Source organism: Devriesea agamarum (assembly GCF_900070355.1).
Taxonomy (GTDB): domain Bacteria; phylum Actinomycetota; class Actinomycetes; order Actinomycetales; family Dermabacteraceae; genus Devriesea; species Devriesea agamarum.
In genome coordinates this window covers 2,007,312-2,033,475 of sequence record NZ_LN849456.1, presented here as the reverse complement: position 1 = coordinate 2,033,475, position 26,164 = coordinate 2,007,312, and the positions used below count along the sequence as shown (strand labels likewise).

The window sequence follows — 26,164 nt, the reverse complement described above, 5'->3', positions numbered from 1 at the left end:
TAGTGTGCATATTGAAATATCCATAAAGACAATGAGGTTTTACAGAATGAGACTAACTAGACTTGTGGCGGCAACTATGATCGCAGCTTTGCCGCTAGCAACCATCACTCCAGCCCAAGCAAGTGTTTCGATCAGTCATCCTGCGGCGACGTCAACACACATCCCTACTCCCTGCTCCGCGAAAAGGCTGTCCGAAAAAGATTTGCTAGACATTGGTCTCACAAAGCAGGATGCCGAGGATATTGCAAAAGATTTTAGAGATGCAGTTAGGGAGGCCACGAAGTCAGGGGACCTATCCACTAAAGAAGCCACCGATATAATCAGAGCACTGGCCCCGGAAACCGCTCCGGACCCGAGGGCGGAGGAAATCGGTAGCGAAATCATTGTTCAACCTAGGATTCTTCCAGCATGGGCTGCTGCAGCAATTGTTGGATGTGTGGGAAGCATCATGTACGGGTCGGTTAGGAATCAGATAGGTAACCTGCTGAAACATGGGAAGATCGATGAGGCCACGGATATCGGTATCGATGTGGCACTGGACTGCGTCTGGGGGGCAGTTCCGGGTGGAGCTTTAGTTGGTTTCCTAAAGAGCAAGTTAGCCAAACCGATAAAAGATGCCCTTCGGCCCCATGTCAAAAAATTGATCAACAAGATGCGTGGCGACTCGAACGATTGACCCGCTAACCATGTCAGCGGGTTAGACCCCGCCGGGACTCTGGTGAACGAACACGCCGCTGACGGGCCTGGAACTCGCTCAACGTGTGAGCCTTATCCTGCGGCTTACCAGCACGAACACCTACACCCTGCTTCTTCACAGCATTATCAATCTGCCGAAGCGACCTCCACCCACCCTCAGGCTCACACACCTGCCGAACCCGCCCCACCATCGACAACCACTCACGCCGCTGCGCCTGACGCTTCCGGTACACCTGAGCACGCTGCTGAGCAGCACCCACACCCCGGATCTCCGCACCCAGATTTCTCGGCGGCACTGCCTGCGCTAACCGCTGCTCACACTTAGCCGCAACCGCCTTAAGCTCCGCTTGGGCCGTGGCCTGCTGTGCGGTCTCTACCCGCTGCGCATACGCAGCCTTCGACTCGAAGAACCGCTTAGGTTCAGCCTCGACCGGCTGTACTCGGACCAGCTCGATCGCCTCGATGCGCTGCCCTACCTTCGTCCAGGACAACGACCGGTCCAGCTGCGACGCCTTGAATCACACTGGCTTGCCCTGTGCGTCCTGGCTGATCGAGAACCGGTAGCCACTCACCCGTCCCGTACTAGCCACGTTCGCCTCGTACCGCACCCCAGCCCGCTGCAGCGCTTCCTCGAACACGTCTCGGCCCATCCCCTCGGCAGCTTGCATCGCTTTCAGCGTGGCCGACGGAGGATGAACACTGCGCGCTGAAACCAGGGCCAGGGGCAGCACACGCCCGCGTCCGCAAAGGAGGAGACGACGCGCGCTGGATGGTGCAGTCCCCCTAACGTCTCCGACGACCTACGCGACGGTTGCTGGCGCGAACCCCGCGCCAAAGCAATCGCCTGCCGCTACGTCTAAATCAACTCCCCCGGCCTCGTGTGGTGCGTGGTCGTCGACGTCGACCACGACGACGCCGACTGGGCCGCTGACCGCGCAGACCTCCCAGAGCCCTCCTGGACGGCCGTAAACCCCTTCAACGGCCACGCACACCTCGCCTACGTCCTTCAGATCCCTGTGGCCCGCTCAGACGCTTCTAGAACCGCGCCCCTGCGCTACCTCGCCCAGCATATGTTGAGGGTCAGTCGTGATCTCAAGACCCCTCTCATCCTTCTGGAAGATCCCGAACCAGAGACCGCGACGGGAGCCAGCATCAGAAATGTGCCTGGGAGCGCTCATGACACAGCGAGTGCAGAGGCGACGTCGGATGCTGAGGGGATCGCGACTGCGAATGCGTCCGAGTCATTCCGACGCGCCATGAGGCGCATCGCCGAGCAGGCCCGCGGCGAGCACACACGGGGCGATCATTCTTAGCTCCGGGCAGCACCTCCAGTCTCGGTTGCGATGTCCGTCCCAGGGTCCGCGATGGTGGCAACTCCCGCCACAGCCTCGGGTCCACCGTCGGTCGTCACAGGTCCGGGCGTTGTGACCGGACCGGGCACCGTAATCGTTTCGACTTCTGTTGCGGCGTTGGGTCGAGTCTTAGCAACGGCTTCGGCACCAGCTTCGGCCTCAGCCTCAGCACCGACGGTACCCCCACCTACGGCTTCGGCACACCCCGCGCCCCGGACCTGAAAAGCGGGGTGTACCAGAGTAAATGCCAGGCCGAGAATAAACAGCAGCAGGATGCCGATAAACGGAAAGTAATGGTGTACGCCGTAAAGACTGGTGAAGGCAACCGGGGCAATGGCGTAGTTGAGACCGTTATTGGCATTGATCACGCCAGCCAGCCCGCCCTGTTCGTCGCGGGTCATCTGCATGGTGGGGCCAGCGATATAACCGGGCATCGCCAGACCTGAGCCGATCCCTAGCAGAACGCAACCCAGCCCCATCACCCATACCGATGAGGGAATGAGCAGCGCCACCCCGGAAGCGGCCATCACAGCAAAGCCGACTCGAAGGAGCTTGCGCGCTGGCCAATGCAGGCGGCGCACCAGTCCGCCCTGGGTGGCTGCCATAACCACCGACATCACGAGCAAAAGGAGCGCGGTGACCGCAGCCGTGACGCTGTCACTGAAATCAAAACGATCTTGGACCGCGAAGCCGAGGATCGTTGATAGGGCAGAGAACGCCAAGAGAAATAGGGATCCGGCGATCAGGAAGGGCAGCACCCGGCGGTCTCGGAATGACACCGGTCGCGGCTGCTCCACCAGCGCTTTAGCGTCCTGGGCTCGGAATCGGAGAGCGAGCAGCACAATCCCCGCCACCATCATCAGCGGCATGAGGGTAACCGGCAGCATCAGCCCGCCCACAGCAGCCAGAACGCCACCGAGCACCGATCCAAGAATGGAGGATATGCCCTGCACCGCCCCCAAGGCTCCCACGGCTTTCACGCGTTCACGTTCGGAGGTACTTTGATTGACTAGATGGGTTTGGGCGGTGGGGGCGACCGCGGCGATGGCTCCGCCGTAAATAACGCCTCGGGTGAGCAAGATTCCGATGAACAGAAGCGGGCCCGCCAGTATGCCGCGGACACCCAGCCACGCCATAGCGGCGAATCCGGCCAGTCCGCAAAATGCAATGATCATGGCAGCCATCAGCACTTTTTTGACGCCGATTCGCTGGGAACTCCGCCCCCAGTATTGGCTGAAAATCACCAGGGCGAGCGCTGCCGCGGATATGGTGGCGCCGATTTGCCACGGTTGCAGTCCCATCGCTCGCGAGAGAGGGGCGATCACCGGGTTGAGAATCATCTGGCCCAGGAAGGCCAGCATCACCATGGTGAGCAGAAGCTTCGCCTGGGATTCGTCGCGAGGTTTTATGGCGGGTGCGGTCATGAGCCCTCCGAAATCATGAGAATCAATATTACTAGAGTAGAACGATGTTCTAGTATCCTCAAGACGTCGGGTTAGACTTCCCGCATGGCAGGCAAAGACACCTCGCGTCGCGTCGGGCTTACCCCCGCGCACATCGCAACCACCGCCTGCGACCTCACCCGCGACCGCGGACTCACCGCCTGGTCAATCCGGGATCTCGCCACCGAACTCGACGTAGCCCCGTCGGTGATCTACCACTATTTCCCCTCCAAGGCCGATATCCACGACGCCGTCCGTGACCACGTCTGCTCTCTAGTGGAACTACCCGATGACGACCTCACCTGGGATATTTGGTTCCAGGAAGCTCTAATGTCCCTGCGCCGAACCCTCCTGCAGTACACCGGGGTCACCCGGCATATCATCGACCGTGTCGAGGTGGGCGCTTTACCGACTTCCTTGCTCCCGCTCTACGAAACCGCCTTACGCAAACTTGCCGACGCGGGCCTCGGCTCAAAGGCACCGCTCGGCTACGCCATGATCATCAACGTTGCGATGGGCGCCATTGCTCAGCGTGACCGTCAGTCTGTGCGCGCCCCAGACCGTCACGACGTGCGCGCGATGGTGGACAGCCTGTCGCCCCTAGCTGACCGTTCACCCGCCGTTGCTCTTTTGCGCGACGATTTCCTGCGGCCGCTCAGCGGAACCGACGGCGACGCCATCGGCGAACACTATTTTCAACTGCTCATGCAATCCCTGCTCATCGGCATCGCGCAGGTTCTCGGCGAGGGTGAACAGGACTCAGAAATGAGGGCACTCGGCGCAGCCGGATAAGAAGGCGCAGCCGGATAAGGAGCTAAACCCACACGGTGTGCGGCGCAGATTCTGAGTCGGCCTCAACCCGCTGACTCATCACACCCTCAGCGCTTCACCGCGTCTTCTATACTTCACCGGACCTTCAGTGCCTCAGCACATCCTCAGTGCCCCACTGCAACTTCAATGCGTCACCGGGTCTTCAGCACTTCACTGGGTCTTCAATGCTTCACCAGGTCTTCAGTGTTTCACCGCGGGTACGTGATAGATCCTGCTTCCATAAGTTCTAGTTTGGTTGTTCTATCCAAACTAGGGGATTAATCATCACCACTACCCAAACCTCACGAGGATGCGCACGCTCTAGCGTTGCCGCTCCTACTAGAGCCGCAGTCAGCCGGATGGGAATTGCACCAGGGCGCCATGCCCGGCAGGCGGTAGCGATTCTTGACCACCCAGCCATAACCAGCGTTCTGAACCTGCCGAAGACCGGGGACTCGATATAGCGCGGAGAAGATACGAATACCAAGGGCGGCATCGACAGCGAGATTAATCGCCGCCGCTCCGGCGTAGCGTTTCCCCTGACGAAAACCCCAGGCTGCTGCGCGCGTCTGCTCTTCGGTGAGATCAAATTCCTCTCGAACACCGGGGCGTTGGGACGGATGAAGTCGCACCCGGTTGTGCCGATCAAGTCCTTTAACCCACATGACAGAACGGGTGCAAAACCCGCACTTCCCGTCAAAAACGAGATCAATCGCGTCAGCCATCCCTGAACTCCTATCGACAATTAATTACGGTTCCCCATAGACAAAGAATCAATGCTTTATAAATTCTCTCCGCTTACCTGAATACTAACGCACCGGTGGTAAGTATCCATTGCAGGGTAAAGCACTATGCGCCGAATAAAAGTATTGCAGTATTGCGGGAAGTTTACGCATCTCGACATTGCGGAAGCCCAGCTAGACTCCTCGCGACGGATCGCTCCCTTGAGCCAGCTGACCTACCCTGGATCAATCGGACTAAGTAGCCCTACGGAGCCTTCCGATCAGCGCTCACAGACTCTTTCGGTTTCACCCTGCTCGCGACCAAAATCGCCGGGGGAATCCACAAGATCGCCGCCAACCATAGGGCCGCCTGGGGCGAGGTAGGAACACCCATCCCGTAGGCGAGCCACATACCGATGAGTGTGCCGGCGCCACCGAACGCATAGGACCAGCTCATCACCCGGGCGTATTGCGACCCCTTAAAGAAACGCTGTCGGTGGGTCTCTAGCACGGTATTCCGGAGCCGACCCACGATCACGTTCACCACGATAAACCCAATCGCGACCACGACAGAGGGCTTCTCCGCGAATCCCAAATAGATCGCAAACCAGCAAATATTGAGCACCGACATCACCGCGGTCACGACGAGCGATAACTCTGTGGAGAATCGCCCGGCGAGGCGAGATGCGATCAGCGGACCCGCCGCCGCGGATATTCCGAACACGAAGAAAATCAGCGACGTGGCCATGAACGGGCTGACGCCAACTAACCCTGCCGCCCACAACAACAAGAGATGACCCGTCAGAGCGCCAATAACGCCGAGAATAAAAGAGAGGGCGGGGGAGGCGGGTCCGGAACGAAACAGGTCGTGCATAAACTGCCGAGCACGCATCCGCGCACCGACCACATCGAACTCGGATTCGTCCTCGTCAATTGCTGGACCCACGCGCACCTGCCGGGAGATACGGGCCCGGGTCAGTGCCCCGATCAGCGATAGCGCGACGTTTACCAGCAAAATCGCCACCGCCGACTGCGAGGCGATGATGGCCCCGAGCGGGACCGCCACTACGAACCCAGCAATCGAGAGCGTCGCGGCAATCGAGGCGTTGTAGTCCATCGCCAGTTTTTCGCTTACTCGTGCGAGCTTTGCCCCGTAAAACTCATCGGCAATATCGGTAACGGGTGTTAAGAGCATGAGCACGAGCAGGTATGCAATAAGCGGCCATAATCCCCATTGCGGAAACAGCAGGAGGGCAGCCGTGGCAAGGAAAGCGAGGAACGCTTCGGCGAGATCTTCTGTGATCAGCGTCCAATCCGGTGAGAACTTTTTCAATAGCCGGGCGTAGGCCGGGAAGAGGAAAACTATTGACTCTTCGACCGTTGTCGATATGGCCACCCAGATCACTGGAATAGCTCCGGCGACGACGATCCCATCGACGCCGCCTGCCACCACTCGGTCACCCAAGACCGAAATAATCAACCCCAATGCCATGGCTCGACGCGCCTTCACCAGGCCACGCGGACTAACACTCTTCAAATCTGTGGCATGTCGTCCACGAAAATCTAGGATGGCTCGCACAACGCTTCTTCCTGTGGTTTATACCGGTGGTGCTGACCGGGTACGGTCACGAATAGAGGTCGGATTATTAACGGATGGCGGTGTGATGATCGGTCTCGGTTGATCATAAATAGCATCGACCTGCACGTGCCTTCGCACCCTCACCGTCAAGGACGCAGGGGCATGCAGGTGCTATTAAACCCACATGTGGCACCTAGCTCCACTTATTTAATGCGCGTCGCGCCTCGCTGCAGCTTGATCAGAATGTGAGTGTGTCAATAACCCGAGGCGGGACACTAGTGGCAGACACGTCAGATCGCTTGTTCGCGCAGCTGGGCGCTGGGTCCACGCATCAATGGTGTATTCGCAGGGATGAGGAGTATGGCGAAGAGCACCAGCGACGAGGCGACGGTGCCGACTCCCATAGCGAGGATGGGCCATTCAACGGTCGCATATCCCAGAACTGCGTGAGAGACTAAGGCCGCTACCAGGCCGGCGATGCCGACGGGGATGAGTGCAGCGATGGATGCTGCAAGAGCCATCGCCAGGCTCTCGGCAGCAATCAGTGATCGTATTTGTGCGTTGTGCATGCCCGCTGCCTGGAGCAGGGCGATCTCTCGACCTCGACCGCGCGCTGACAGCGCGACCACGGCGGCACTGGTGGCGAGCATAGCCACTGCGACGACGCCGATAATGACCCACACGTCGGTGAGATCAGTTTGGGTGCCGGGTTGGAGCGTCTCTACCAGCGCGACGACAGAATTCACAGCGCATAACAAGAGCCCGATACCGCCGAGTCCGGCCGCTAGTGGGGCGATCGTCGTCGCACTGAGCTGCACGCGGTCAGCTGCCGCACGGACACCGAGACTTGCAGATGTTGCGTGAACGCGTTCAAGGAGGGTGTGAAGTACCCAGAAAACAACTGCAACGAGCTCGGGGCATAGCAGGTAGACGGCGATCAATGCGCTTGCGCCGGCGTCCACAGCGAGGTTGAACAATGCAGCAGGGGTGGTCGACCCCAACTGGGTGGCGAACCCGGCAGCGATGACGAGACTGACGACGATGAGGATGAAGAATGCCCCGGCTACAATCCGCAGGATCGCCGATGCAGCTCGGTGCTGCTCGGTGCTGCTCGATCGGATCGCGGCACTCGGAGACGTTCGTGAGGCGCGTCTAGCTGGCACGACCCCACCGATGACAGCCGTCACGATACTGAGAACGACCGTAGCGAACGGGGCCCACCAAACGACCGTAAAACCCGGCAGAGAAGCTGAGGGAGCAACAGCGCTGTTGAAGGCAGGGACCGCCCAGGAACTCAGCAGGGTGGATAGGATCGCACCGATGATTGCCCCGCACGCGGCGACGACGACAAGCACGAGGAGCGTTGCCATGAAGACTGTGGCAGGAGGGGCCCCATGAGCAGCCAGAGAGCATGGGAGCTACGTGTGACATGGACGCTAGCTCTACCCACAACGGTAAGGCTGACCCAGGAGACTAGAGCGATGACGGTGTAGATCGTCACCGAGAGAATCTGGAACTCCGCGATGGGCACCCCAGCGTTAGTCACTGCGGCGCGGAAAGCAGGGTCACTGGTCCAGGCGAACTGATGCACGCACACGCCGATCATGGTCGCGATGACCGCAACCACGGCGATAGAGGGACTCCATTGCCGCCATTCATCGGCGAACATTCGGACAACATAGCGCGGCATCGTTCACCCCTTCAGCTCGGTCATGACCGCCAGAATCTCGTGGCTTGTGCTGCGTCCAAGAGTTCTCACGGTGCGACCGTCGTGCATGATGACGATGGAGTCAGCCAATGCGGCAGCGTCCAAGTCATGGGTGACCATAACGATCATCTGCCCCTCGTCAGCCATACGACGAAGCGTTCCGAGCACCAGCTGAGTATTCTGCGAATCGAGCGCACCGGTAGGTTCGTCGGCGAAGACGATGCTCGGGCGCCGCGCCAATGCACGGCACAGGGCAGTGCGCTGTTGCTCTCCACCGGACAGTGATCGCGCTGGCGCCTTACGCCGGTGACTTAATCCAAAGGACGTGATCAGCTCAGCCACCACGTCGCGAGGGACTGGCGTATGGTCAAGTCGGAACGGAAGCGTGATGTTTTCCTCCACGTTGAGGAACGGCACGAGATTGTACTGCTGAAAGACGAATCCGATCTCTGAACGGAGCATACTCGCACGACGACTGGCAGACTGCCGGTAGACATCGCGGCCGTTGACACTTACGGAACCGGAGTTCGGTTGATCGAGACCGCTGAGACACATCAGGAATGAAGACTTCCCCGAGCCCGAGTGCCCAACGACCGCGGTAAGCCCACCGCCGTGTAACTCCAGATCACATCCCCGGAGGACATCGGTCGTCACACGGCCTGTGGTCACGCTCCGGCACACATCACGAGCGCTGAGAACGGTCGTCATACGAGATCTCGATTCGTGGATTGGACGTACAAGAATTCGGTGCCCGTAGCAGCGAGCGGCATTGCCCATCCTTTCGAGACGCACCTTAGTCAATATCGCAAGCCCTCATTGGTGAAGCTCGGTAGCAACGAGCCCTCCGTAGTCGTCCACGTTCACAACCATAGGAACATGCTCGATTCGGTACATCTGGCTGAAGTCATGAATTAACTCATGACCGCGGTCATGGGGGTCTCGGGCCTCTTGCGTAGTAGGGAAGTAGAGTAAAACCCATGGGCTCCTCCACGGTGGACGTCGAGCGCACGATGATGGGACTGCAGGTCATCGCACTGTGCTGCCTTGGTATAGCGGCCCTGCTGCGCATCATCGGCTTCACGCAGACAAGGATCCGGTCTGGCAACTGCCATCATGTGGCTCGCACTCGTCCCACTCATCGGCGCGCTATGGATGACGCGCCCGCGTCTTGTCCGCATCGGTCACGGCATCGCGCTGACCGCGGTCACGGTTGTGCTGGCGACCCCAGTCGCCGTGTTCGGAACACTCGGCTTCACCATTCCCGTGCTCCTTTTGGTCGTCGCATTTGCTGTCATCGACGTCTCCCCGAAGGCAGGAGTTTACGCAACGATCTGGATCTCTGGAGCCGGATTCGCCCTCCACATGTGTGACGGTCTAGGGTCTTGGCAAGCCTTCCGCCACGCCGTCATGCAGGCGCTGATCAATGTTGTGCCGTTCGCCGTCATGCTGTGCTTTGGCATTGCGCTCGGTCTCGCTCTGCGCAGATACGAACAACGCAGAGCCACCGATCAAAAAGTCATCGACCGCCTACGGCACGCCGCGGAGATCGAGAAGGAACTCCTACTTTCTGATGAGCGAGCGCGCAGCGCCCGTGAACTTCACGATGGGCTTGGCCACAGGCTCACGTTGGTATCGATGAGCCTTGAACTCGCTGAACGTATGCGGGCCTCTGACACGGACCAGGCTTGGCAGGAGATTCGTACCGCCAAGGACACCTCAAGCGAAGCCCTGGCGGAGATGCGTACCTGGGTACGAGCCCTCAATCCTGTACGAGATGCCAATGCACGGGGACTGTCCGCCCTAGAACTGATCGCAGAATCATTCCGCGGGACAGGCGTCACTGTCGAGGTCTTAGGTGACGACGCCTCGAACCATGAACTGACCCATAACGATGCAACCGCCCTACTCATCTATCGGGCAGTTCAAGAAGGGCTGACCAATGCGCTGCGACATAGCAGAGCACGCAGCGTCCGCATCACGCTGGAAACGAACGGTCATCTTCTGCATCTTGCGATCTCTAACCGCCTTGATCGTGCAGTCACCGTAAAAATGAATGAAGACCCACCTCAACTCGGATTTGGCCTACGTGGCCTCTCTGACCGTGCGACAAAACACGGAGGATCAATGCGCGCGCGTCGTCAAGGCAACGAATTCACGCTAGAAGTCTTCGTTCCGATCGGTGAAGCTTCCCTAAGATCTAAGGATGCCACCCGGTGAACCGCGAACGGCCCATTAAGGTATTGCTCGTTGAGGACCAGCAGTTGATCCGGCGAGGTCTGGCCATGCTCCTTGCCACCAGCACCGGAGTCGAAGTCGTCGCGCAGGCAGAGGACGGTCAGAAAGCACTTGACATGCTCACGATGACAGACGCGGATGTCGTGCTCACTGACGCTCGGATGCCCCGCATGGATGGGATCGAACTGGCTGAACACTGCACGCGCGAATATCCGACCTTACCCGTCCTCGTCCTCACGACTTTCGATGACGATGCGCTCGTCCAAGCGGTGATCGCCTCGGGTGCGTCCGGCTTCCTCCTCAAAGACACGTCCGTGGAAGAACTCACAAGAGCGCTGCACGCGGCGATAGGCGGCGGCATGGTGATTGACCCGCGCGTAGCACGCGCGGCAGTCCAACCCAAAACCACCAAGGACGAACCACTCGCCATCCTTACCCGCAGCGAACGAGTCGTTGCAGAACTCGTCGCACGCGGCCTCACAAACTCCGAAATCGCAACCCATCTCGTTCTCGCCGAGGGGACTGTCAAGAATCACGTGTCGGCACTACTCCGGAAACTCGACGAGCGGGATCGCACTTCACTTGCCCTCACGCTCTATAAGACGCTGTCTGACTAACCTTCACCAGCGAAACGCTGGACAACGGTCCTATCTTTCTCCGGGACGGCTATCGATGTGACAACAGCACACATCAGACCCGGTTGGGGCCTTATATCTCTCGGCGGGTGACACCCCTATACGTCTTCTCGACGGCGGTAGACCACCGCGGTAAGACCCGTGGCAACCGCAATTAAAACCAGGACATAGACGAAGGGCAGCCACGGGAATGGCTGATTGTCGAGCCAGGCCGCGTACAACAGCTCGGCAACGTGGTGGCCGGGCAAAATTTTCGAGACTAGCTGGATGCCGCTAGGAAAGCTGTCTAACGGGAAGATAGCTCCTGAGAGGAAAAGAAGCGGAAAGAATATCGCCGAGCAGATTCCCTGTGCGGACCGGGGCGAGGGCGTAAGACCTGCAATTACGGCCCCCACCAAAAGGAACAAGCACGCAGACAGGAGTAACATCCCGATGCCTGTCACGATATGCGCCGGGGGCAAAGCGTTCCAAAACACCATGAGGACCGCTATGGAGATTCCCATACCGAGCGCCACAATGCACAGCAGCGCGGCTGCGTAGGACGATATCACCAGCCATATTCCGCCGGGCCTCAGGCTATAGCCCGCGAGCGTTCTCGATTCCATCATTGAAGATAAACCGACACTCATGCCGAACAAGCCGATAATCATCACGAACATAACCCCAGCCATTGCTGGCAGGGTGTCCACAACTCGTAGCCCTGGAATGCTGGAGCCTATCGCTTCTGTCTCACCAAACGATATTGCCTCAATGGTGACAATAAATAGCGGCACTAAAACGTTGAAGACGGCAGCTGCGGGTTCACGAAGGAAACATAAAAACTGATTGCGGAATTGCCGTAGCCATGCTTTCGCAACCCGCCCGCGCGGGTTACCAGTGATCACCATATCCTTCTCAGCGTGCCCCATTCTCACCACTCCTTTGGGCGTACAAATAAGCATCAGCAAGGATTGGCGCTCGTGACGACGCGTGACGCAAACTCGGGTTCGTGTGCGCCCAGTCGAGAACGAATTTCTCAGCGGCCTCAGTGCTGCACCCTATAACCACCGATCCTGCATCTTCTTTAAGCAGGCATAGATCATCCCGTTGTGGAATACCGCCCGACGGCAGACCACCGTAGCGAACGGAGACCACGGCATGAAGCTGGCAGCGAGTGACGATCTCGATCGGTGCGCCCTGCGCAACGATCTTTCCCGCCCGCATAATGACGACCCGATCGCCGTACTCTTCAGCCTCCGTTAAATCATGCGTCGTGATCAAAACTCCCGTCCCCGCATCGACGGTGCATGACCGCACCGCTGCCCACATCTCCCCGCGCGATTCCAAATCCACACCCGACGTCGGTTCGTCCAACACGAGCAATCGTGGCCGAGATAGCAAAGCAGCACCTACCTGCACCCTTCTTTGCTGACCGCCGCTGAGCTTTCCATAGCGACGACCTGCAAAATCTGTGAGCTGTAACTGCTGCATCACCTGCTCAACATCCGCCTTGGATCGGCCATAGAGAGCTGCCACAAAAGCGAAATGCTCTTTAGCGGTCACTTGGCTATGCAACGCCGCACCCTGCAGGGTCAGACCCACATGCGGGGCGATATGCTGGCGACCGGATCGAGGAGAGACACCAAGCACGCGAACTGTTCCCTTGTGCACTCGACGAAGACCCATCAAGGTTTCGACCAGTGTGGTTTTCCCGCACCCGTTCGGGCCCGCGAGTACCACCACTTCCCCGGGAGATACCTCGATGCTGACCTGATCGAGTGCCTGAATATCGCCGTATCTGCGACTCAGGTTTTCTGCCTGTATAAGCGTGTCGAAGTTTATTGTCATAAATTGTGCCTCAGTCCGAAATAGATTGGCCTCATGTGCTCCACAAACCGCGCTGCGATCAGCTAGTTCTCTGCCGACTTAGCCTGGCCGTCACCGTTTCACTAATCAGATCTTCTGTTTATTGAGTCGTCATATTCCGCTGATCGCCGCCCTTAAACATTTGACAACATTAAACATCTGACAACATGTCTTTAATTACTGAGCAGCCAAAGCATTTTTAGTGGAGTTTTGTGAATTTCTAGAAACCAAGGTCAAAATAATATTCAGAGCGACATGTACCAGCGCAGCGCTCACCCATCCGGCAGACAATGTCACCCACACAAGAACAGCACCGGTAAATATTTTTATTGTCACGTGGCGCCATCCTCCATACCAGTGACTCAGCCCAAATGCCACCGCACAGATACCAGCCGCGAGAGGCTTGGGTAGATCCCAGATCCCTAGCAGACCACCTAAACCTATGGCACGAAAAACAATTTCTTCTAGCAGGGCAACGAGGGCGAGCACAATGAGCAGCCTGGACCGTCGCGTCGCAATCCAGGCAGGTAGCTGCCCCTCGTAGGCGTCTTCGTATTTGCGTAACTGTTCATCCGTCGCCGTGCGGCGAATGATCTTCTCAGAGATGAGCTCAACCGCCACAAGGATCGCGAGTGCGATCACCGATGGCACCATAAATCGCAGCAACGACCAGCTATGGCTCGAGGGTGCCATCAACGTAAACCATTGCGGGTGCGCCCACAGACCGACGACGGTGACCAACGCTAAGGCAATCACCCACCACACGAAGCCTGACCGGTGGAACTTCTCCATACCATCGGGTTGTCTTCGCGCCAGCGGATAGCCGATTACGCCCATTAGCAGAACTTGCACAACCGCCACCAGGATTGCGCACAACGACACGATGCTAAGCAACATGCTGACCACCTTTCAGCCGGGTGAGTTCGGCAACGGTGCCGGATACAGGCCCGGGCGAACTTCTGACCGGCGACAATAATGTGGGCTCTTCAACCCGGCGATAACCAACCGGCATCTAACCCACCACTTTCACATTCATGAAGATCTTGACATTCATAATGAGTGCCCAGTCTGTCGACTATGACGCCTGGCTATCGTATCGTCTGATTTCGCGATGGTCGATGCGTTAGCGCATGTCACCGCGGTTGTAGAAACCAGAAGCCACCGATCAGGGCCTAGGCCATCCCCGCGATCATGACGATCATGAGCGGAGAGACGATCAGCATAAGAACTCCCGACAGGAGCAACCCCAGCAGGCTAAACAGCTCAACCACGATCATTAATAGACTCATGATGCTGGCAATGGTTGCCTCCGAGGTGTCCCGTTGCACGACCCCAGTTGCTGTCGCCAGGAGGAGAGTCCCGAAGAACGCTTGGAACAGCTCGCCACCACCGAGCAGAAACACTCTGAACGGCTGACTCAACGGGCCAGCAGCAGCTAGGCAGAGCAGAAAATACCCGCTTATTCCCTGCGGTCAAGTCGTTAACAGCGGAAAATCCAATCACTTGGTTGAGGAGTTAGACCGCTGGCAGCAAAAGCACACCAATGGCCATGGAATGAGCTTAAAGAACTGCAAAAAGAGTCGCCGACTGGCCCAGTTGGTTCAGTAAAACAATTGGCATAAGCGCGCCCGAGGCGGCTCTACCGATTCCCGATAGTCCACGCGAGAGGAGGTAAGCATTCCTGCCCGCTCGGAGATCACCCATAAGTCGGCGTCCGCTAATCCTCCACGGTAATCGTCATGCTCCAGTTCTTCTGAGAATCCTTGGGCTCATCGGCATCGGGAACCGCATCAGCGTTGCGGGAATCCGCAGACGCCGCAGTCCGTAGCGCGGCAATAATGTGCGCCAGATCCGTATTGCTATCGATCGTGAACCGAGCCATGACGGCTCCTCCTCCACGCTAATCGCCCCATTTGAGACCGGGTCTTCGGACCATATCACCCCATCTATGTGATCGCAGACACCCTGGATCACGCTTTGGTGTCAACTTGTGAGCCTGCCGAGACGATATGGAATACGTCGCGATGCGGAACACGTCGCGATCATGGAAATACGCCCTCCAGGCCTGTTTCCTCCGAATAACACGTTACGATGCATATCGGTACTCATCGCGGGGTGGCTGGCGGTCGGCACTGCTCCACCGATATAACGAAAGTCCAAGACAAGGAGGTTCGGTTTCATGGTTTCTACGGCCCGGGGACGGGTGGCACAGGCTGTGGCAGGGGGCGCTTTGATCGTCCTGTGCCTAATCGTTCATCTCATGCGACCGGTGATCCGAGACTGGATCGGTGACTCCGCGTGGCAGGGTTTGGGGTGGATCGTGTTGGTGATTGCTTGGGGATGCCTCGTGGGAGGAGCCACCTTGATCGCACGCTCACGGATGGGTCGCACGGACGATAAGTGACGGGGCGACAAATATGGGAGGACCGGCGTTTCTTCCCAAGGGCCACCCGTCCATCGCGCTTGCGATGCAGAGCGCTTTTACTGTGCCACCTGGGTTGCTGATCGCCATCTCACTCGGCACGTTTAGTCCTTCGTTGTTTCTACCTGCTTCTTTGATCGTAGTAGGTGCTCATTACCGCACGTTCATCTCGCTTTACGGGATGCACCTGTACGGCGTCTTGGCGGGTGCTCTGGTCGCTATTGGCACAGCCGCGATCTTCGTTGTTCCGGTGCTGCGAGATATCAGCGGATGGGTTGGGGCTGCGGTATTCCTCGTCTCATCCGTTCCCCTATATGTCAGCTATCGACGTGAGACGCGTGTTTCCTTATCAGGACGGCAGCCGCGACCAGCGGTTGTGCATATTCCACACTCAAGAGGCAGGGCGCGGCATGGGCCAAGGTGACATACGATCCGTTTCATCGTCAACAACACAACAGGCACCATCATTACCGTTACTAAAGGATGATCATGAAAGCTACCTACGATTCCGAAGCCGATGCTGCCTACATTTCCCTCGTAGATGTCATCAAAGCCAGTGAAGCTACCCAGCAGGTGTCTCTGATAGACACTCCGCATGGTGAAACTCAAGCGACCCTCGATTTTGATACCAATGGGTGCCTCCTGGGTATCGAAATTCTTGCTGCATCCCGTGGCTTGCGGCAAGAGTTCCTAGACCATATAACACCTGCGTGAAATTCCCGCTCAAAGTGCACAAAAGGATAAATGAAGTGCTCTTCATATCGAGCGGGACGTTAAATCTTCTATTCTGCTCAGAGGGGGCGGATACCGTCTCTTCCGAGCCGGTAGGTGTACGACCTTCCCGTACTCAGGCTCTCTTCCAGATGGATGGATAGGAGGCGGAACGCCGCGATTTCGCTCGTGGACTCAGGCCAAATCCGCAATGCGTCCTCCGAGAGCATGGAGAGCCGGTGTTGGAGATCGGCTGGGCTGGTCAGGAAGATCGCGTGAAGCGAGGAGCCTTCCTCGAACACGGTCAGTCGTCCAGTCTCGTAGTCGCCGCTGTTTCTGCTGTCAACGGCGCGAAGATGCTGCACGAAGCGGTCGAACAGGTCCGGCGCAGTCTCGTCCATCAGCGCATCTCAGCTCGGGAAGGCAGTGATGATTCGCTCGGTCGTTTTACCGACCGGAACCTTCACCGTGTAGGTGCGCACAACCTGTCCCTTTGAATTCTTGATCTGCAACGGGGACTGGTAGGTGTAGCTGTTATTCGCACTGTTGTATGGAGCGGACGCCGGCGCCCCAACAGTGTTGCCGATGTTCCACTTCGCGAAATCCGACCAAGTGCCGGAGATCTTGTACTTGGTCAGGATGTTCTGCCAATCCTGCCCGTGAGCATTTGCGATATGCCGCCACCCATAGCCAGACGCGGTACCGCACTCGAGCTTCGCAACCCCGTTTGGATTGCGTCGCTGATATATATTGATCCTCTTCGTCGCCTCATCGCTGCTGAAGCAACCAGGTGCGGCCAGCCTGGCTGAGACGCCAGAAGGCTCGATGTACTCGACACCGGCGATCACCGCGGTGTACTCCTCTGCAGGATCAACCGCCGCCCCGTCTCCACTCCCCAGACCGGTGGTCTGAATCGACGTCGACGGCTGAAGCACATCATGCTCGTCCGCCAGCGCGGCGGTGGGTGTGAGCATCGTCGCCACAAGCACCAAAGCAGCCAGCGATGCGAGAGAAATGCGAGTCTTCACGAACGTGTCCTTACGTTGGCGTGCATCCTGTCCCGTGCAGGTCGAGGGGTAACGACAATTAGCGGTGGCCCTCATTAACAGGATTATCGAGAACAGCGTGGGCTGTGACAGCGCCCAAGACACCGTGACCGAATCGTGATTATAAAGAGGTCCACCCAGCAATCGCGCATCGTGAGCTCATCGCCTGGGGACATGGCGGAGGTCCAACCGAGTGCGACGCCTCTCCGGAACGGTCGCAGATTACACGGCTCATGATCGCGCCACCCCACCTGAGGTGCTACTGGCGCGGAGCTAAGGTCCGTGCTCGATCAGAATCGCACTGAAGGTTGCCTGCTTCCACTTCGAGTGCAAGTTCAGCTGGACCAACTGCTTTGGGTGGCATCGGGACGGCGTCCGATAAACAGCGGAAGAGCTGAGATCGAAGTGCATCCTTGAACCACCCCAGGATCGCAGAACCGTTCGGCACCATCATCAGCGAAACCCGCGATCACAGTGACAGGGGAGAAAAAACCCTTACGGGAACATGACAACTCTGCACATGTCATATCTTCCCGTCATACATGTTTGGTGGAGCCTACGGGACTCGAACCCGTAACCCCCTGCTTGCAAAGCAGGTGCGCTACCAATTGCGCCAAGGCCCCGAGATCTCCGGCTAGCGCCGGAGGTACGTCAGGAGTTCTTCGGAATATCGATCCGGGTAGGTACCGGGTCGAAGGATTCCTCGGGGAAGCGCTCTGCTTCGGCCCAGAGGTCTTCTTCGTATCGGTCCGATTCGATTTTTCGCCATATCATGAGGCCGGCACCGACCGCGATGGTCAGTGCGAGGGTGGTCTTCAGGAACTTCATGAATCTCCCCTAACAATCCTCGTGAGTGGGCCTAACTGGACTTGAACCAGTGACCTCTGTCTTATCAGGACAGCGCTCTAACCGACTGAGCTATAGGCCCGTTGGTGGATGTTTCAGTTTCTTCATCCGCCGACGCTCTACCGTAGCCGAGCGCTGGCCGCTGAGTCCACTCAGAGCGGGCGCTTGTACGCGAGGTCACACCAGATAAACGTATCTCTACCCGCGACGGTCTGTCACCCGGTGCCCTCATCTGCTCGGCATCACCTCACCCCTGGCACCAACCGTCATACGCCCCGAAAAGCCGGTCAACTGGCGTCGACCATCACCCACTCGCGTAGCTGGCTTTCCGTCACGCTCAGTCGTCGGTGAAGGTGAGTTTCAGACCGCCGAGCAGAGCCGCCACGATGTTGTAGAGGAATGCGACCAGGGTTCCGAGTGCGGTAATCACCGCGACATTGAGCACCGAGACCACGATCGAATAGCTAATGACCTTGGTGAACTGGAAGTACTCAAACAGCGGCAACGGCTTGTTGTCGTTCATCGACGCGCCGAGGGCCTGAAGCTTGTCCCACAGCGACATCTGATCGATCACGCCCCAGAGAATGGCTGTGCAGATGACGGTCGCAACCCCAAAAGCCACGGCCACTAGGAACGACAGTTTCATCACTGACCAGGGGTCAATCCTGGATAGCGTCAAGCGGACTCTGCGCGGGGATGGAACAGCTTGGGCACCGGACTTCTTCGTGGCATTAGCGCCACCAGTGGTCTCGGCGCCCGATGCAGCCCCGTCAGCAGAGGGGCCGGTGGCACCGGCAGCCTTAGCGGCACCGGCAGTGTTCGCAGGCACAGAAGCGCCGGAGCGGACCGCACCACCGGTGCGCGAGCTACCCGAGGATCCCTCCTCGGTGAAGGTCAACGTCTTTCGGGTGTCCTTAGCGGGCACGGACTCGGGCACGGGTTACTCCTCGTCGTCACTCGACGGCGCCTGGTTTTCCCGGGCGTCGTGTTCATCAGAGCCTAGAGCATCTGCCTGCTCATCGGGCAGGGATGGCGTCTCACCGTCGCCAGCACTCAGCTCATCTAGCTCATCTTCGGTCTCAGAATTACCAGCCACAGCGATAATCCGGTCGCCCTTGTCGGGTTTGGCGAAGACGACGCCCATGGTGTCGCGGCCCTTGGCGGGCACACCGTCCACGCTGGAGCGCACAACCTTGCCTTTTTCCATCACGACCAGAACTTCGTCGCCTTCTTCCACCACCAGCGCACCGACGAGGTGCCCGCGGTCATCTGGAAGTTTCGCAACTTTGATGCCGAGGCCTCCTCGGCCTTGGACCCGGTATTCGTCGATGGAGGTGCGCTTGGCGAACCCGCCGTCGGTCACGGTAAATACGAACGTGCCGGGGCGCGCCACGTCCATAGCTAGTAGTTCGTCGCCTTCACGGAACTTCATCCCGGTGACGCCGCTGGTGGCACGGCCCATGGGGCGCAGCACGTCGTCAGCGGCGGGGAACCGTACGGATTGGCCGTTGCGCGAGACCAGGATCAGGTGGTCCTCGGCGCTGACCGCACAGGCCGCCACCAGTTCGTCTCGCTGTATTTCGTTCTGGCCTTCGCCGTTTTCCGTTTCGACTTCGCGCAGGTTAATCGCGATCAGCCCGCCGGATCGGTTGGAGTCGAACGCATTTAGAGCGGTTTTCTTCACCAGGCCGCGCCGGGTGGCGAGCACGAGATAGTCGGCGTCGTCATAGCTCTTGAGTTCCATGACTTCGGCGATGTGCTCGTCGGGCTGGAAGGCGAGGAGGTTTGCCACGTGCTGGCCCTTGGCATCGCGCGGCGCTTCGGGCAGTTCGTAGGTTTTAGCCCGGTAGACCCGGCCCAGGTTGGTGAAGAACAACAGCCAATTGTGGGTGGTGGTGGTGAAGAAGTGTTCGACCACGTCGTCGGTGCGCAGGCTGGCTCCGCGTACACCTTTTCCGCCGCGTTTTTGCGCCCGGTACTGGTCGGTGCGGGTGCGTTTCACGTAGCCGCCACGGGTAATGGTGACCACGACGTCTTCTTCGGGTATGAGGTCTTCCATCGACATGTCGCCGTCGAAGGGAACAATCTCTGTGCGCCGGTCATCGCCGTATTTATCGACGATTTCGGCAAGTTCCTCGGAGACGATCTGGCGCTGGCGTTCAGGGGAGGCCAGGATTGCCTGGTACTCCTTAATCATGGCTTCGAGCCGGTCGTGCTCTTCGATAATCTTTTGCCGTTCCAGGGCGGCCAGGCGCCGCAGCTGCAGGGCGAGAATCGCATTGGCCTGAATTTCGTCGATGTCCAGCAGTTCGATCAAAGCTGCACGGGCATCGTCAGCGTTCGGGGAGCGGCGGATGGTGGCGATGACCTCGTCGAGCAGGTCCAGAGCCTTTAAGTACCCGCGGTAGACGTGAATCTGTTCCTCAGCTTTGCGCAGACGATACCTCGTCCGCCGCACAATCACATCGATCTGGTGCTTGCTCCATTCGCGCACGAACACGTCGATGCTAATTGTGCGGGGCACCCCATTGACCAGGGCAAGCATATTGGCAGAGAAGTTTTCCTGCAGCTGGGTGTGCTTGTACAGGTTGTTGAGAACCACCTTGGCGACGGCGTCGCGTTTGAGCACCAGCACCAGGCGCTGACCGGTGCGTCCCGAGGTTTCGTCGCGGATATCGGCGATGCCTTGGATCCGGCCCAACTTGACCATTTCCGCGATTTTCCGTGCCAGGGTGTCCGGGTTGACCTGGTAGGGAAGTTCGGTCACCACCAGGCACATGCGGCCCTGAATCTCCTCGGTGGAGACCACCGCGCGCTGGGTGATGGACCCGCGACCGGTGCGGTAGGCCTCATCGATGCCTTTGCGTCCGAGGATGGTGGCGCCGGAGGGGAAATCGGGGCCTTTAATGCGGGCCAGGCACGCCTCTAGCAGTTCTTCTTTGGTGGCTTCGTAATTGGTCAGCAGCCACTGCACGGCTTCGGCAACTTCCCGCAGGTTGTGCGGGGGAATGTTGGTGGCCATACCCACGGCAATACCTGCGGAGCCGTTGACGAGCAGGTTCGGAAACCGGGACGGCAAAATAGTGGGTTCTTGAACTGTGCCGTCGTAGTTGTCCTGCATATCGACGGTGTCCTGGTCGATATCGCGGACGAGTTCGAGGGCGAGCGGCGCCATTTTGCATTCGGTGTACCGAGGAGCTGCGGCGCCGTCGTCGCCCGGGGAACCGAAGTTACCCTGTCCGAGGATCAGCGGGTAGCGCAGCGACCACGGTTGGACCAGGCGAACCATCGCATCGTAGATCGCCATATCGCCGTGCGGGTGATAGTTACCCATCACATCGCCGACAACTTTGGCGCACTTAGAGAACGACCGGTCAGGACGGTATCCACCGTCATACATTGCGTAAATGATGCGGCGGTGCACGGGTTTCAAACCGTCGCGCACCTCCGGCAGTGCACGCCCGACGATCACGCTCATGGCGTAGTCCAGGTAGGAGTGCTGCATCTCCTGGTTGAGGTCGACCTGCATAATGTGGTCGCCCTCATCGACGGGTTCCACCACGGTGGTGGCGGTGCTCGTGGCCGGGAGCGCGGCGTCAGCGCCTGTGTGTGCTCGGGCAGCCTGCTGTGAGGCCGCCGAATCGGCGGAGGATGCCGCCGCGTCTGGCACGATGCGACTGGCCTCGGAGTCGGGGGCAGGGCCGCTACCCGACGGGGTGTTCTGGTCGTTCATGGTGTGCCTTCCAGCGTGTAAGGACGTCGACTATGAGGAACGTGGGCCTGATATCTGCGAGATCTGTGATCAGGTCAGATATCGAGGAAGCGGACGTCCTTCGCGTTTTCTTGGATGAATCGGCGGCGGGCTTCCACGTCGTCTCCCATGAGCACGGAGAAGATCGTGTCGGCGTCGGCGGCTTCATCGACCGTGACCTGTTTGAGGGTGCGCACGGCGCGGTCCATAGTGGTGGTTTGCAGTTCGCGCCAGTCCATTTCGCCTAGGCCCTTGTACCGCTGAATGCCGTTGTCCTTGGGGATGCGTTTGCCCGCGGCGCGCCCTTCGGCGAGCCGGGTGTCGCGTTCCTCATCGGAGTAAACATATTCGTGGGGGGCGTTTGACCATTTCAGCCGGTACAGCGGGGGCATCGCAATAAACACGTGGCCGAGTTCGATCAACGGTCGCATATAGCGGAACAGCAGGGTCAGCAGCAGAGTGCAGATGTGCTGGCCGTCGACGTCAGCATCGGCCATCAAAATGACCTTGTGGTAGCGCAGTTTCTCCGGGTCGAAGTCTTCTCCGATGCCAGTGCCAAACGCGGTGATTAACGAGCGCACTTCCTGGTTATCCAGAGCCCGATCCAGGCGGGCTTTCTCGACGTTCAGGATTTTGCCGCGCAGCGGCAGGATGGCCTGGGTGCGGGGGTCGCGGCCCTGGACAGCTGATCCACCTGCGGAGTCACCCTCGACGATGAAAATTTCGCATTCAGAGGCGTTGCGCGACTGACAGTCTTTCAGTTTGCCGGGCATGCCGCCGGATTCCAGCGGGGATTTGCGCCGGGTCGCATCGCGGGCCTTGCGTGCGGCCTCTCGTGCAGCAGCTGCCGACAGTGCCTTGCGGATCACGTCGCGGGCTTCGCTGGGGTGGGATTCAAACCAGTCGGTGAGCCGATCGGTCATCACCTTCTGTACGAAGGTGCGGGCGATGGTGTTGCCGAGCTTGGTTTTAGTCTGGCCCTCGAACTGAGGTTCGCCGAGCTTAACGGACACCACAGCGGTCAGGCCCTCCCGGATATCTTCACCGGTGAGGTTGGTGTCTTTATCCTTCATGATGCCTTGGGCGCGGGCGTACCGGTTGACGATGCCGGTCAGCGCCGCCCGGAACCCTTCTTCGTGGGTGCCGCCTTCATGGGTGTTAATGGTGTTGGCGTAGGTGTGCACCGACTCCGAGTACGCGGTCGTCCACTGCATAGCGATTTCGACGCTGATCATGACCGAGGTGTCCTCGGCCTCAAAGTCGATGATCTCGGGGTGGACGATTTCCGCGCGTTTTTGTTTATTGATGTATTCAACAAAGTCGCGTAGACCGTTGTCGTAGACGTAGGTGATTTCTTTGGGACCAGCTGGTTTAGCGTCCTCCTCAGATACTTCCACGTCATCGACGGGCTCTATTTCCTCAACCCGCTCATCGCGCAGGGAGATCTTGAGTCCTTTGTTGAGGAAAGCCATCTGCTGAAACCGTTTGCGCAGGGTTTCAAATTCGTAGACGGTGGTCTCGAAGATGTCGGGGTCGGCCCAGAACGTGACGATGGTTCCGGTGCGGTCTGTCGCCTCGCCTTTTTCCAAGGGGGCTTCTGGCACACCGCGCCGGTAGGCCTGCCGCCATACAAAACCGTCGCGGTGGATTTCCACGGCGAGCCGAGTAGATAGGGCATTGACAACGGAGGATCCCACCCCGTGCAGGCCGCCGGAGACCGCGTAGCCGCCGCCGCCGAACTTTCCGCCGGCGTGTAGGACGGTTAGCACGAGTTCTACAGCCGGTTTGTTTTCGGTGGGGTGCATATCGACCGGAATGCCGCGGCCATCGTCTTCGACCCGGACTCCGCCGTCGGGCAGAATCGTCACCGAGATTTTGGTAGCGTGTCCGGCGAGCGCTTCGTCGACCGAGTTGTCGACGATTTCATAAACCAGGTGGTGCAGACCGCGTTCGCCGGTGGAACCGATATACATACCGGGGCGTTTGCGAACAGCTTCCAACCCTTCCAGCACTGTGATGTCACTGGCGTCGTAGTGTTGGTCCGCAAGGTTATTGCGGATATCCGCAGGAGCGGTGTGATCAAAGGTCTGTTCGGGCGTCGCATTCTCGCTCACGAAGGGGTCCGCTCCTTATGGCCGACGGTTTCCGGGTTCTCCCCGGGCGGGGCATACAGTCGGCACTCCACCGTGGGATACCGAACCTTCACGATTCTACCGGACACGCGGGTACCTACGCTGCATATGAGGGTCGGACATCTCTCAAGACCGGGTATACGGGCCGCCAGGGCGCCTGAGACGGCTTCATAACCGCATCCGCGAGGAGGGATACATACGGTGGGTCTTTAGTCGGTTTATGGGCCGCGCCATACATAGCACATAACGCACCCTCGAGGAAACGGACAGAAGCCCTCCGTTCGTCAACATTCCGTGCCGGTGACTGGCCCTCACACCTATCCGTAGGTATCGCGAGGGCCGCGCCAGGTGACGGTCCGTCGCCCTTTTTTCCAGGTGGCGGCCGCCGGACCGGTCACCTTCACCTCGGTCACCACGTTCCGGCCGACCTCTTCATGAATCCGAGTAATCAGCTGCTTTGAAATCAACCGCATCTGAGTAGCCCACGCCGACGAACTGGCGCTGAGCACCAACACCCCGTCGTCGCAGGAGACCGGCGTGCAGTGAGCGGCAATCTGGTCACCGACGATCCGCTCCCACTCCGACATCACGCGACCAACTGCCAGACCGTCCCTCCACCCGAGATCGCCGAGCACCCGAGAGAGCACGGATTCGATGCCCTGAGGGTCGCGGGGGTCCGGCCGCGCCCCGGAATACCCGGGAGCGCTGGTCGAACGGTCGCGCACATCGCGAGCCACCATTTTTTTGCTGGTCGGGAACAGTCCGCGTTCGCGGGCGCGCGCCCGAGCTTGTCCAAGCGCCCGACGAGCATATTCGCTGCCTCCGCAATACTCCTGGGGATCGGGTTCCTCGATCTCCTGAGGTTCCTCGGAGTCGGAATCCCATGGCTCTGTCATGATCACCAGCCCCCGCCGATCTCACCGCCACCTGCGCCACCGCGTACCGGCGGCCTCGGCACTGCCGCGCCTTTGGTCACCTCAACCACGTGCAGCTGGCCACCAGACAGTGACTGTGGGATGTCCGCGTCATTGGCGGTGGTGACCAGAACCTGATGAGCATCCTGAATGATCCGGCCCAGCCGTTCTCGACGGTGCATATCTAATTCCGCGAACACATCGTCGAGAATCAAAATCGGTTCCCCATCTCCGACCTCGCCCTCTTCAATCCGCAGCAAATCGAACGCTCCGAGCCGCAACGCGAGTGCGAGCGACCAGGATTCACCGTGGCTGGCATATCCCTTGGCGGGAAACTCCCCGAGGGTAATGTCCAGGTCGTCGCGATGTGGTCCGACTAGGCACACACCGCGCTCGATCTCATCCTCGCGGCGGCGCTGAATTTCGGTAAGTATCGCGTCGTGCACCTCCCGCAGGGATGGAAGAGGCCGCTGGTCGGGGAGGTTTTCTCGACGCTCATCCAGGGTCGTATCCCAGGCGGCAGAGCGATAGCCGATATCGGCCGGACACTGAACCTCGCCGCGATCAGCGGGCCCCAGGGCGAGTGCGCTTTCGGCTGCGGCATCGGATGAGACCCGCAGATAGGAGTAGCGCATGTGGGGCCTCAGGCGGTTGGTGAGGTGAAGCCGGGCGCGGATGAGTTCAGCACCGGTGCGGGCAAGCTGCTCATCCCACACCGTCAGTGTCGATTCCGCAGCTTCCTGAGGATCCAGCCCTCCCACAGTTTTCCCGTGCGCTCCTCGACGCATCGACCGCATCTGTTTTAACAGGCTCGCACGCTGTTTGAGGACCCGGTCGTAATCAGCTTTTACCGCGGCGAATCGAGGTGCGATGGTGAACAAAAGTTCATCTAAGAACCGTCTCCGACCGTCAGGGTCCCCTTTCACCAGCCCCAGGTCTTCGGGGGCAAAGAGCACACAGCGCACCTGCCCGAGCAGATCACGCAGCCTGGCTAGTGACCGGCCCTGCAACCGGGCCCGATTCGAGCCGCTGGTGGCGATTTGCAGGTCGACCTGTACCGCACGGCCGGCGCGTAGGAAACCGGCTCGCACAATGGCTTGCGCTTTGCCACGGTGTACTAAAGCGGCGTCGTGGGATACCCGATGTGAGGACAAAGTGGCCAGGTACCACAGGGATTCGACGATATTTGTTTTGCCCTGGCCATTCGGTCCCACAAACACCGTCACCCCCGGGGACAACCGAAGGCCAAGGTGCTCGTAGGACCGATAGTCGGTGAGGTCTAACGACGTAAGTTCCATGACCGTGAGGTGGGCGACAA

The 26,164-nt window shown here is 59.1% G+C and carries 28 protein-coding genes and 2 tRNA genes; 8 read left to right on the top strand and 22 right to left on the bottom strand.

Annotation, left to right across the window (positions count from 1 at the left end; genetic code table 11):
• Positions 1–4: 4 nt before the first annotated feature.
• Positions 5–676 (top strand): hypothetical protein, encoded by a 672-nt coding sequence (locus tag BN1724_RS08775; protein ID WP_172797106.1) that lies wholly within the window; start codon positions 5–7, stop codon positions 674–676.
• A 13-nt stretch (positions 677–689) separates the two neighbouring features.
• On the opposite strand, the gene BN1724_RS08770 is transcribed toward BN1724_RS08775, so the two are convergent.
• The gene (locus BN1724_RS08770; protein ID WP_058235046.1) at positions 690–1,187 is read right to left on the bottom strand and encodes a hypothetical protein; all 498 of its coding nucleotides are present in this window, start codon (positions 1,185–1,187) and stop codon (positions 690–692) included.
• 27 nt (positions 1,188–1,214) lie between these two features.
• Positions 1,215–1,427 (bottom strand): hypothetical protein, encoded by a 213-nt coding sequence (locus BN1724_RS08765; RefSeq protein ID WP_058235045.1) that lies wholly within the window; start codon positions 1,425–1,427, stop codon positions 1,215–1,217.
• 129 nt (positions 1,428–1,556) lie between these two features.
• On the opposite strand from BN1724_RS08765, the gene BN1724_RS08760 reads away from it, so the two are divergent.
• Positions 1,557–2,009, top strand: coding sequence for a replication initiation protein (locus tag BN1724_RS08760; RefSeq protein WP_084252913.1), 453 nt, complete (start codon positions 1,557–1,559; stop codon positions 2,007–2,009).
• On the opposite strand, the gene BN1724_RS08755 is transcribed toward BN1724_RS08760, so the two are convergent.
• On the bottom strand, positions 2,006–3,472 hold the full coding sequence (locus BN1724_RS08755; protein WP_084252912.1) for an MFS transporter: 1,467 nt from the start codon (positions 3,470–3,472) through the stop codon (positions 2,006–2,008). The genes BN1724_RS08760 and BN1724_RS08755 overlap by 4 nt on opposite strands.
• An 84-nt stretch (positions 3,473–3,556) precedes the next feature.
• Between BN1724_RS08755 and BN1724_RS08750 the strand changes: the two genes are divergently transcribed.
• Complete coding sequence (locus tag BN1724_RS08750; RefSeq protein ID WP_058235043.1) at positions 3,557–4,282, top strand: TetR/AcrR family transcriptional regulator; 726 nt, start codon at positions 3,557–3,559, stop codon at positions 4,280–4,282.
• Positions 4,283–4,602: 320 nt separating this feature from the next.
• On the opposite strand, the gene BN1724_RS08745 is transcribed toward BN1724_RS08750, so the two are convergent.
• From BN1724_RS08745 to BN1724_RS08730, 4 genes are all read right to left on the bottom strand, one after another.
• The gene (locus BN1724_RS08745) at positions 4,603–5,025 is read right to left on the bottom strand and encodes a thiol-disulfide oxidoreductase DCC family protein (RefSeq protein WP_058235042.1); all 423 of its coding nucleotides are present in this window, start codon (positions 5,023–5,025) and stop codon (positions 4,603–4,605) included.
• 262 nt (positions 5,026–5,287) lie between these two features.
• Positions 5,288–6,514 carry an MFS transporter gene (locus tag BN1724_RS08740; RefSeq protein WP_157085839.1) on the bottom strand — a complete coding sequence of 409 codons (1,227 nt, stop codon included), beginning with the start codon at positions 6,512–6,514 and terminating at the stop codon, positions 5,288–5,290.
• Between the two features lie 377 nt (positions 6,515–6,891).
• Positions 6,892–8,007, bottom strand: a complete 1,116-nt coding sequence (locus BN1724_RS08735; protein WP_331709470.1) for an FtsX-like permease family protein — start codon at positions 8,005–8,007, stop codon at positions 6,892–6,894.
• A gap of 287 nt (positions 8,008–8,294) precedes the next feature.
• Complete coding sequence (locus BN1724_RS08730; RefSeq protein ID WP_058235040.1) at positions 8,295–9,017, bottom strand: ABC transporter ATP-binding protein; 723 nt, start codon at positions 9,015–9,017, stop codon at positions 8,295–8,297.
• Positions 9,018–9,422: 405 nt separating this feature from the next.
• Here BN1724_RS08730 and BN1724_RS08725 point away from each other — a divergent pair, with 405 nt between their 5' ends.
• Positions 9,423–10,526 (top strand): sensor histidine kinase, encoded by a 1,104-nt coding sequence (locus BN1724_RS08725; protein WP_058235039.1) that lies wholly within the window; start codon positions 9,423–9,425, stop codon positions 10,524–10,526.
• Entirely contained in the window at positions 10,523–11,161 is a 639-nt protein-coding gene (locus BN1724_RS08720; protein ID WP_058235038.1) for a response regulator transcription factor, read from the top strand. Before BN1724_RS08725 ends, BN1724_RS08720 begins: the two co-directional genes overlap by 4 nt.
• A gap of 116 nt (positions 11,162–11,277) precedes the next feature.
• Here BN1724_RS08720 and BN1724_RS08715 read toward each other — a convergent pair whose 3' ends face one another.
• From BN1724_RS08715 to BN1724_RS12950, 5 genes are all read right to left on the bottom strand, one after another.
• Complete coding sequence (locus BN1724_RS08715; RefSeq protein WP_058235037.1) at positions 11,278–12,087, bottom strand: ABC transporter permease; 810 nt, start codon at positions 12,085–12,087, stop codon at positions 11,278–11,280.
• Positions 12,074–13,006, bottom strand: coding sequence for an ABC transporter ATP-binding protein (locus tag BN1724_RS08710; protein WP_058235036.1), 933 nt, complete (start codon positions 13,004–13,006; stop codon positions 12,074–12,076). Before BN1724_RS08710 ends, BN1724_RS08715 begins: the two co-directional genes overlap by 14 nt.
• A 195-nt stretch (positions 13,007–13,201) precedes the next feature.
• The gene (locus BN1724_RS08705) at positions 13,202–13,921 is read right to left on the bottom strand and encodes a CPBP family intramembrane glutamic endopeptidase (RefSeq protein WP_058235035.1); all 720 of its coding nucleotides are present in this window, start codon (positions 13,919–13,921) and stop codon (positions 13,202–13,204) included.
• Between the two features lie 275 nt (positions 13,922–14,196).
• Positions 14,197–14,445, bottom strand: a complete 249-nt coding sequence (locus BN1724_RS08700) for a hypothetical protein (RefSeq protein ID WP_157085838.1) — start codon at positions 14,443–14,445, stop codon at positions 14,197–14,199.
• A 296-nt stretch (positions 14,446–14,741) separates the two neighbouring features.
• A complete protein-coding gene (locus BN1724_RS12950; RefSeq protein WP_157085837.1) occupies positions 14,742–14,906 on the bottom strand; it encodes a hypothetical protein in 165 nt (54 codons plus the stop codon).
• A 297-nt stretch (positions 14,907–15,203) separates the two neighbouring features.
• Here BN1724_RS12950 and BN1724_RS08695 point away from each other — a divergent pair, with 297 nt between their 5' ends.
• From BN1724_RS08695 to BN1724_RS08690, 3 genes are all read left to right on the top strand, one after another.
• Entirely contained in the window at positions 15,204–15,428 is a 225-nt protein-coding gene (locus BN1724_RS08695; RefSeq protein WP_058235033.1) for a hypothetical protein, read from the top strand.
• A 13-nt stretch (positions 15,429–15,441) separates the two neighbouring features.
• Positions 15,442–15,870 carry a DUF7010 family protein gene (locus tag BN1724_RS13585; protein ID WP_407919302.1) on the top strand — a complete coding sequence of 143 codons (429 nt, stop codon included), beginning with the start codon at positions 15,442–15,444 and terminating at the stop codon, positions 15,868–15,870.
• A 65-nt stretch (positions 15,871–15,935) separates the two neighbouring features.
• Positions 15,936–16,160, top strand: a complete 225-nt coding sequence (locus BN1724_RS08690) for a DUF2283 domain-containing protein (RefSeq protein ID WP_058235032.1) — start codon at positions 15,936–15,938, stop codon at positions 16,158–16,160.
• A 77-nt stretch (positions 16,161–16,237) separates the two neighbouring features.
• Here the strand turns inward: BN1724_RS08690 and BN1724_RS08685 are convergent, their stop codons facing one another.
• From BN1724_RS08685 to recF, 10 genes are all read right to left on the bottom strand, one after another.
• Positions 16,238–16,558 carry a hypothetical protein gene (locus tag BN1724_RS08685; protein ID WP_058235031.1) on the bottom strand — a complete coding sequence of 107 codons (321 nt, stop codon included), beginning with the start codon at positions 16,556–16,558 and terminating at the stop codon, positions 16,238–16,240.
• A 9-nt stretch (positions 16,559–16,567) separates the two neighbouring features.
• Positions 16,568–17,185, bottom strand: coding sequence for a hypothetical protein (locus BN1724_RS08680; protein WP_058235030.1), 618 nt, complete (start codon positions 17,183–17,185; stop codon positions 16,568–16,570).
• A 565-nt stretch (positions 17,186–17,750) separates the two neighbouring features.
• Positions 17,751–17,826, bottom strand: a tRNA-Ala gene (locus BN1724_RS08670).
• Between the two features lie 28 nt (positions 17,827–17,854).
• Positions 17,855–18,031: a DLW-39 family protein gene (locus BN1724_RS12945; protein WP_157085836.1), complete on the bottom strand. Its 177-nt coding sequence runs from the start codon at positions 18,029–18,031 to the stop codon at positions 17,855–17,857.
• 26 nt (positions 18,032–18,057) lie between these two features.
• Positions 18,058–18,131: transfer RNA gene (locus BN1724_RS08665), tRNA-Ile, on the bottom strand.
• A 255-nt stretch (positions 18,132–18,386) separates the two neighbouring features.
• Positions 18,387–18,986, bottom strand: a complete 600-nt coding sequence (locus BN1724_RS08660; RefSeq protein ID WP_058235028.1) for a DUF3566 domain-containing protein — start codon at positions 18,984–18,986, stop codon at positions 18,387–18,389.
• A gap of 3 nt (positions 18,987–18,989) precedes the next feature.
• Positions 18,990–21,578 (bottom strand): DNA gyrase subunit A, encoded by a 2,589-nt coding sequence (gyrA, locus tag BN1724_RS08655; RefSeq protein WP_157085926.1) that lies wholly within the window; start codon positions 21,576–21,578, stop codon positions 18,990–18,992.
• A 278-nt stretch (positions 21,579–21,856) separates the two neighbouring features.
• Positions 21,857–23,860 carry a DNA topoisomerase (ATP-hydrolyzing) subunit B gene (gene gyrB, locus BN1724_RS08650; protein ID WP_058235906.1) on the bottom strand — a complete coding sequence of 668 codons (2,004 nt, stop codon included), beginning with the start codon at positions 23,858–23,860 and terminating at the stop codon, positions 21,857–21,859.
• Positions 23,861–24,249: 389 nt separating this feature from the next.
• Positions 24,250–24,828, bottom strand: a complete 579-nt coding sequence (locus BN1724_RS08645) for a DUF721 domain-containing protein (RefSeq protein WP_084252908.1) — start codon at positions 24,826–24,828, stop codon at positions 24,250–24,252.
• 2 nt (positions 24,829–24,830) lie between these two features.
• Entirely contained in the window at positions 24,831–26,144 is a 1,314-nt protein-coding gene (recF, locus tag BN1724_RS08640; protein ID WP_058235027.1) for a DNA replication/repair protein RecF, read from the bottom strand.
• Positions 26,145–26,164 lie beyond the last annotated feature (20 nt).

Coding starts and splice junctions, on each gene's coding strand:
- BN1724_RS13585 (WP_407919302.1), top strand. CDS start 15,442: ATGGGAGGACCGGCGTTTCTTCCCAAGGGCCACCCGTCCATCGCGCTT.
- BN1724_RS08750 (WP_058235043.1), top strand. CDS start 3,557: ATGGCAGGCAAAGACACCTCGCGTCGCGTCGGGCTTACCCCCGCGCAC.
- BN1724_RS08715 (WP_058235037.1), bottom strand. CDS start 12,087: ATGGGGCACGCTGAGAAGGATATGGTGATCACTGGTAACCCGCGCGGG.
- BN1724_RS08685 (WP_058235031.1), bottom strand. CDS start 16,558: ATGGACGAGACTGCGCCGGACCTGTTCGACCGCTTCGTGCAGCATCTT.
- BN1724_RS08745 (WP_058235042.1), bottom strand. CDS start 5,025: ATGGCTGACGCGATTGATCTCGTTTTTGACGGGAAGTGCGGGTTTTGC.
- BN1724_RS08755 (WP_084252912.1), bottom strand. CDS start 3,472: ATGACCGCACCCGCCATAAAACCTCGCGACGAATCCCAGGCGAAGCTT.
- BN1724_RS08730 (WP_058235040.1), bottom strand. CDS start 9,017: ATGACGACCGTTCTCAGCGCTCGTGATGTGTGCCGGAGCGTGACCACA.
- BN1724_RS08695 (WP_058235033.1), top strand. CDS start 15,204: ATGGTTTCTACGGCCCGGGGACGGGTGGCACAGGCTGTGGCAGGGGGC.
- BN1724_RS08710 (WP_058235036.1), bottom strand. CDS start 13,006: ATGACAATAAACTTCGACACGCTTATACAGGCAGAAAACCTGAGTCGC.
- gyrA (WP_157085926.1), bottom strand. CDS start 21,578: ATGCAGGTCGACCTCAACCAGGAGATGCAGCACTCCTACCTGGACTAC.
- recF (WP_058235027.1), bottom strand. CDS start 26,144: ATGGAACTTACGTCGTTAGACCTCACCGACTATCGGTCCTACGAGCAC.
- BN1724_RS08725 (WP_058235039.1), top strand. CDS start 9,423: ATGTGGCTCGCACTCGTCCCACTCATCGGCGCGCTATGGATGACGCGC.
- BN1724_RS12945 (WP_157085836.1), bottom strand. CDS start 18,031: ATGAAGTTCCTGAAGACCACCCTCGCACTGACCATCGCGGTCGGTGCC.
- BN1724_RS08690 (WP_058235032.1), top strand. CDS start 15,936: ATGAAAGCTACCTACGATTCCGAAGCCGATGCTGCCTACATTTCCCTC.
- BN1724_RS08705 (WP_058235035.1), bottom strand. CDS start 13,921: ATGTTGCTTAGCATCGTGTCGTTGTGCGCAATCCTGGTGGCGGTTGTG.
- BN1724_RS08740 (WP_157085839.1), bottom strand. CDS start 6,514: ATGGCATTGGGGTTGATTATTTCGGTCTTGGGTGACCGAGTGGTGGCA.
- BN1724_RS08645 (WP_084252908.1), bottom strand. CDS start 24,828: ATGACAGAGCCATGGGATTCCGACTCCGAGGAACCTCAGGAGATCGAG.
- BN1724_RS12950 (WP_157085837.1), bottom strand. CDS start 14,906: ATGGCTCGGTTCACGATCGATAGCAATACGGATCTGGCGCACATTATT.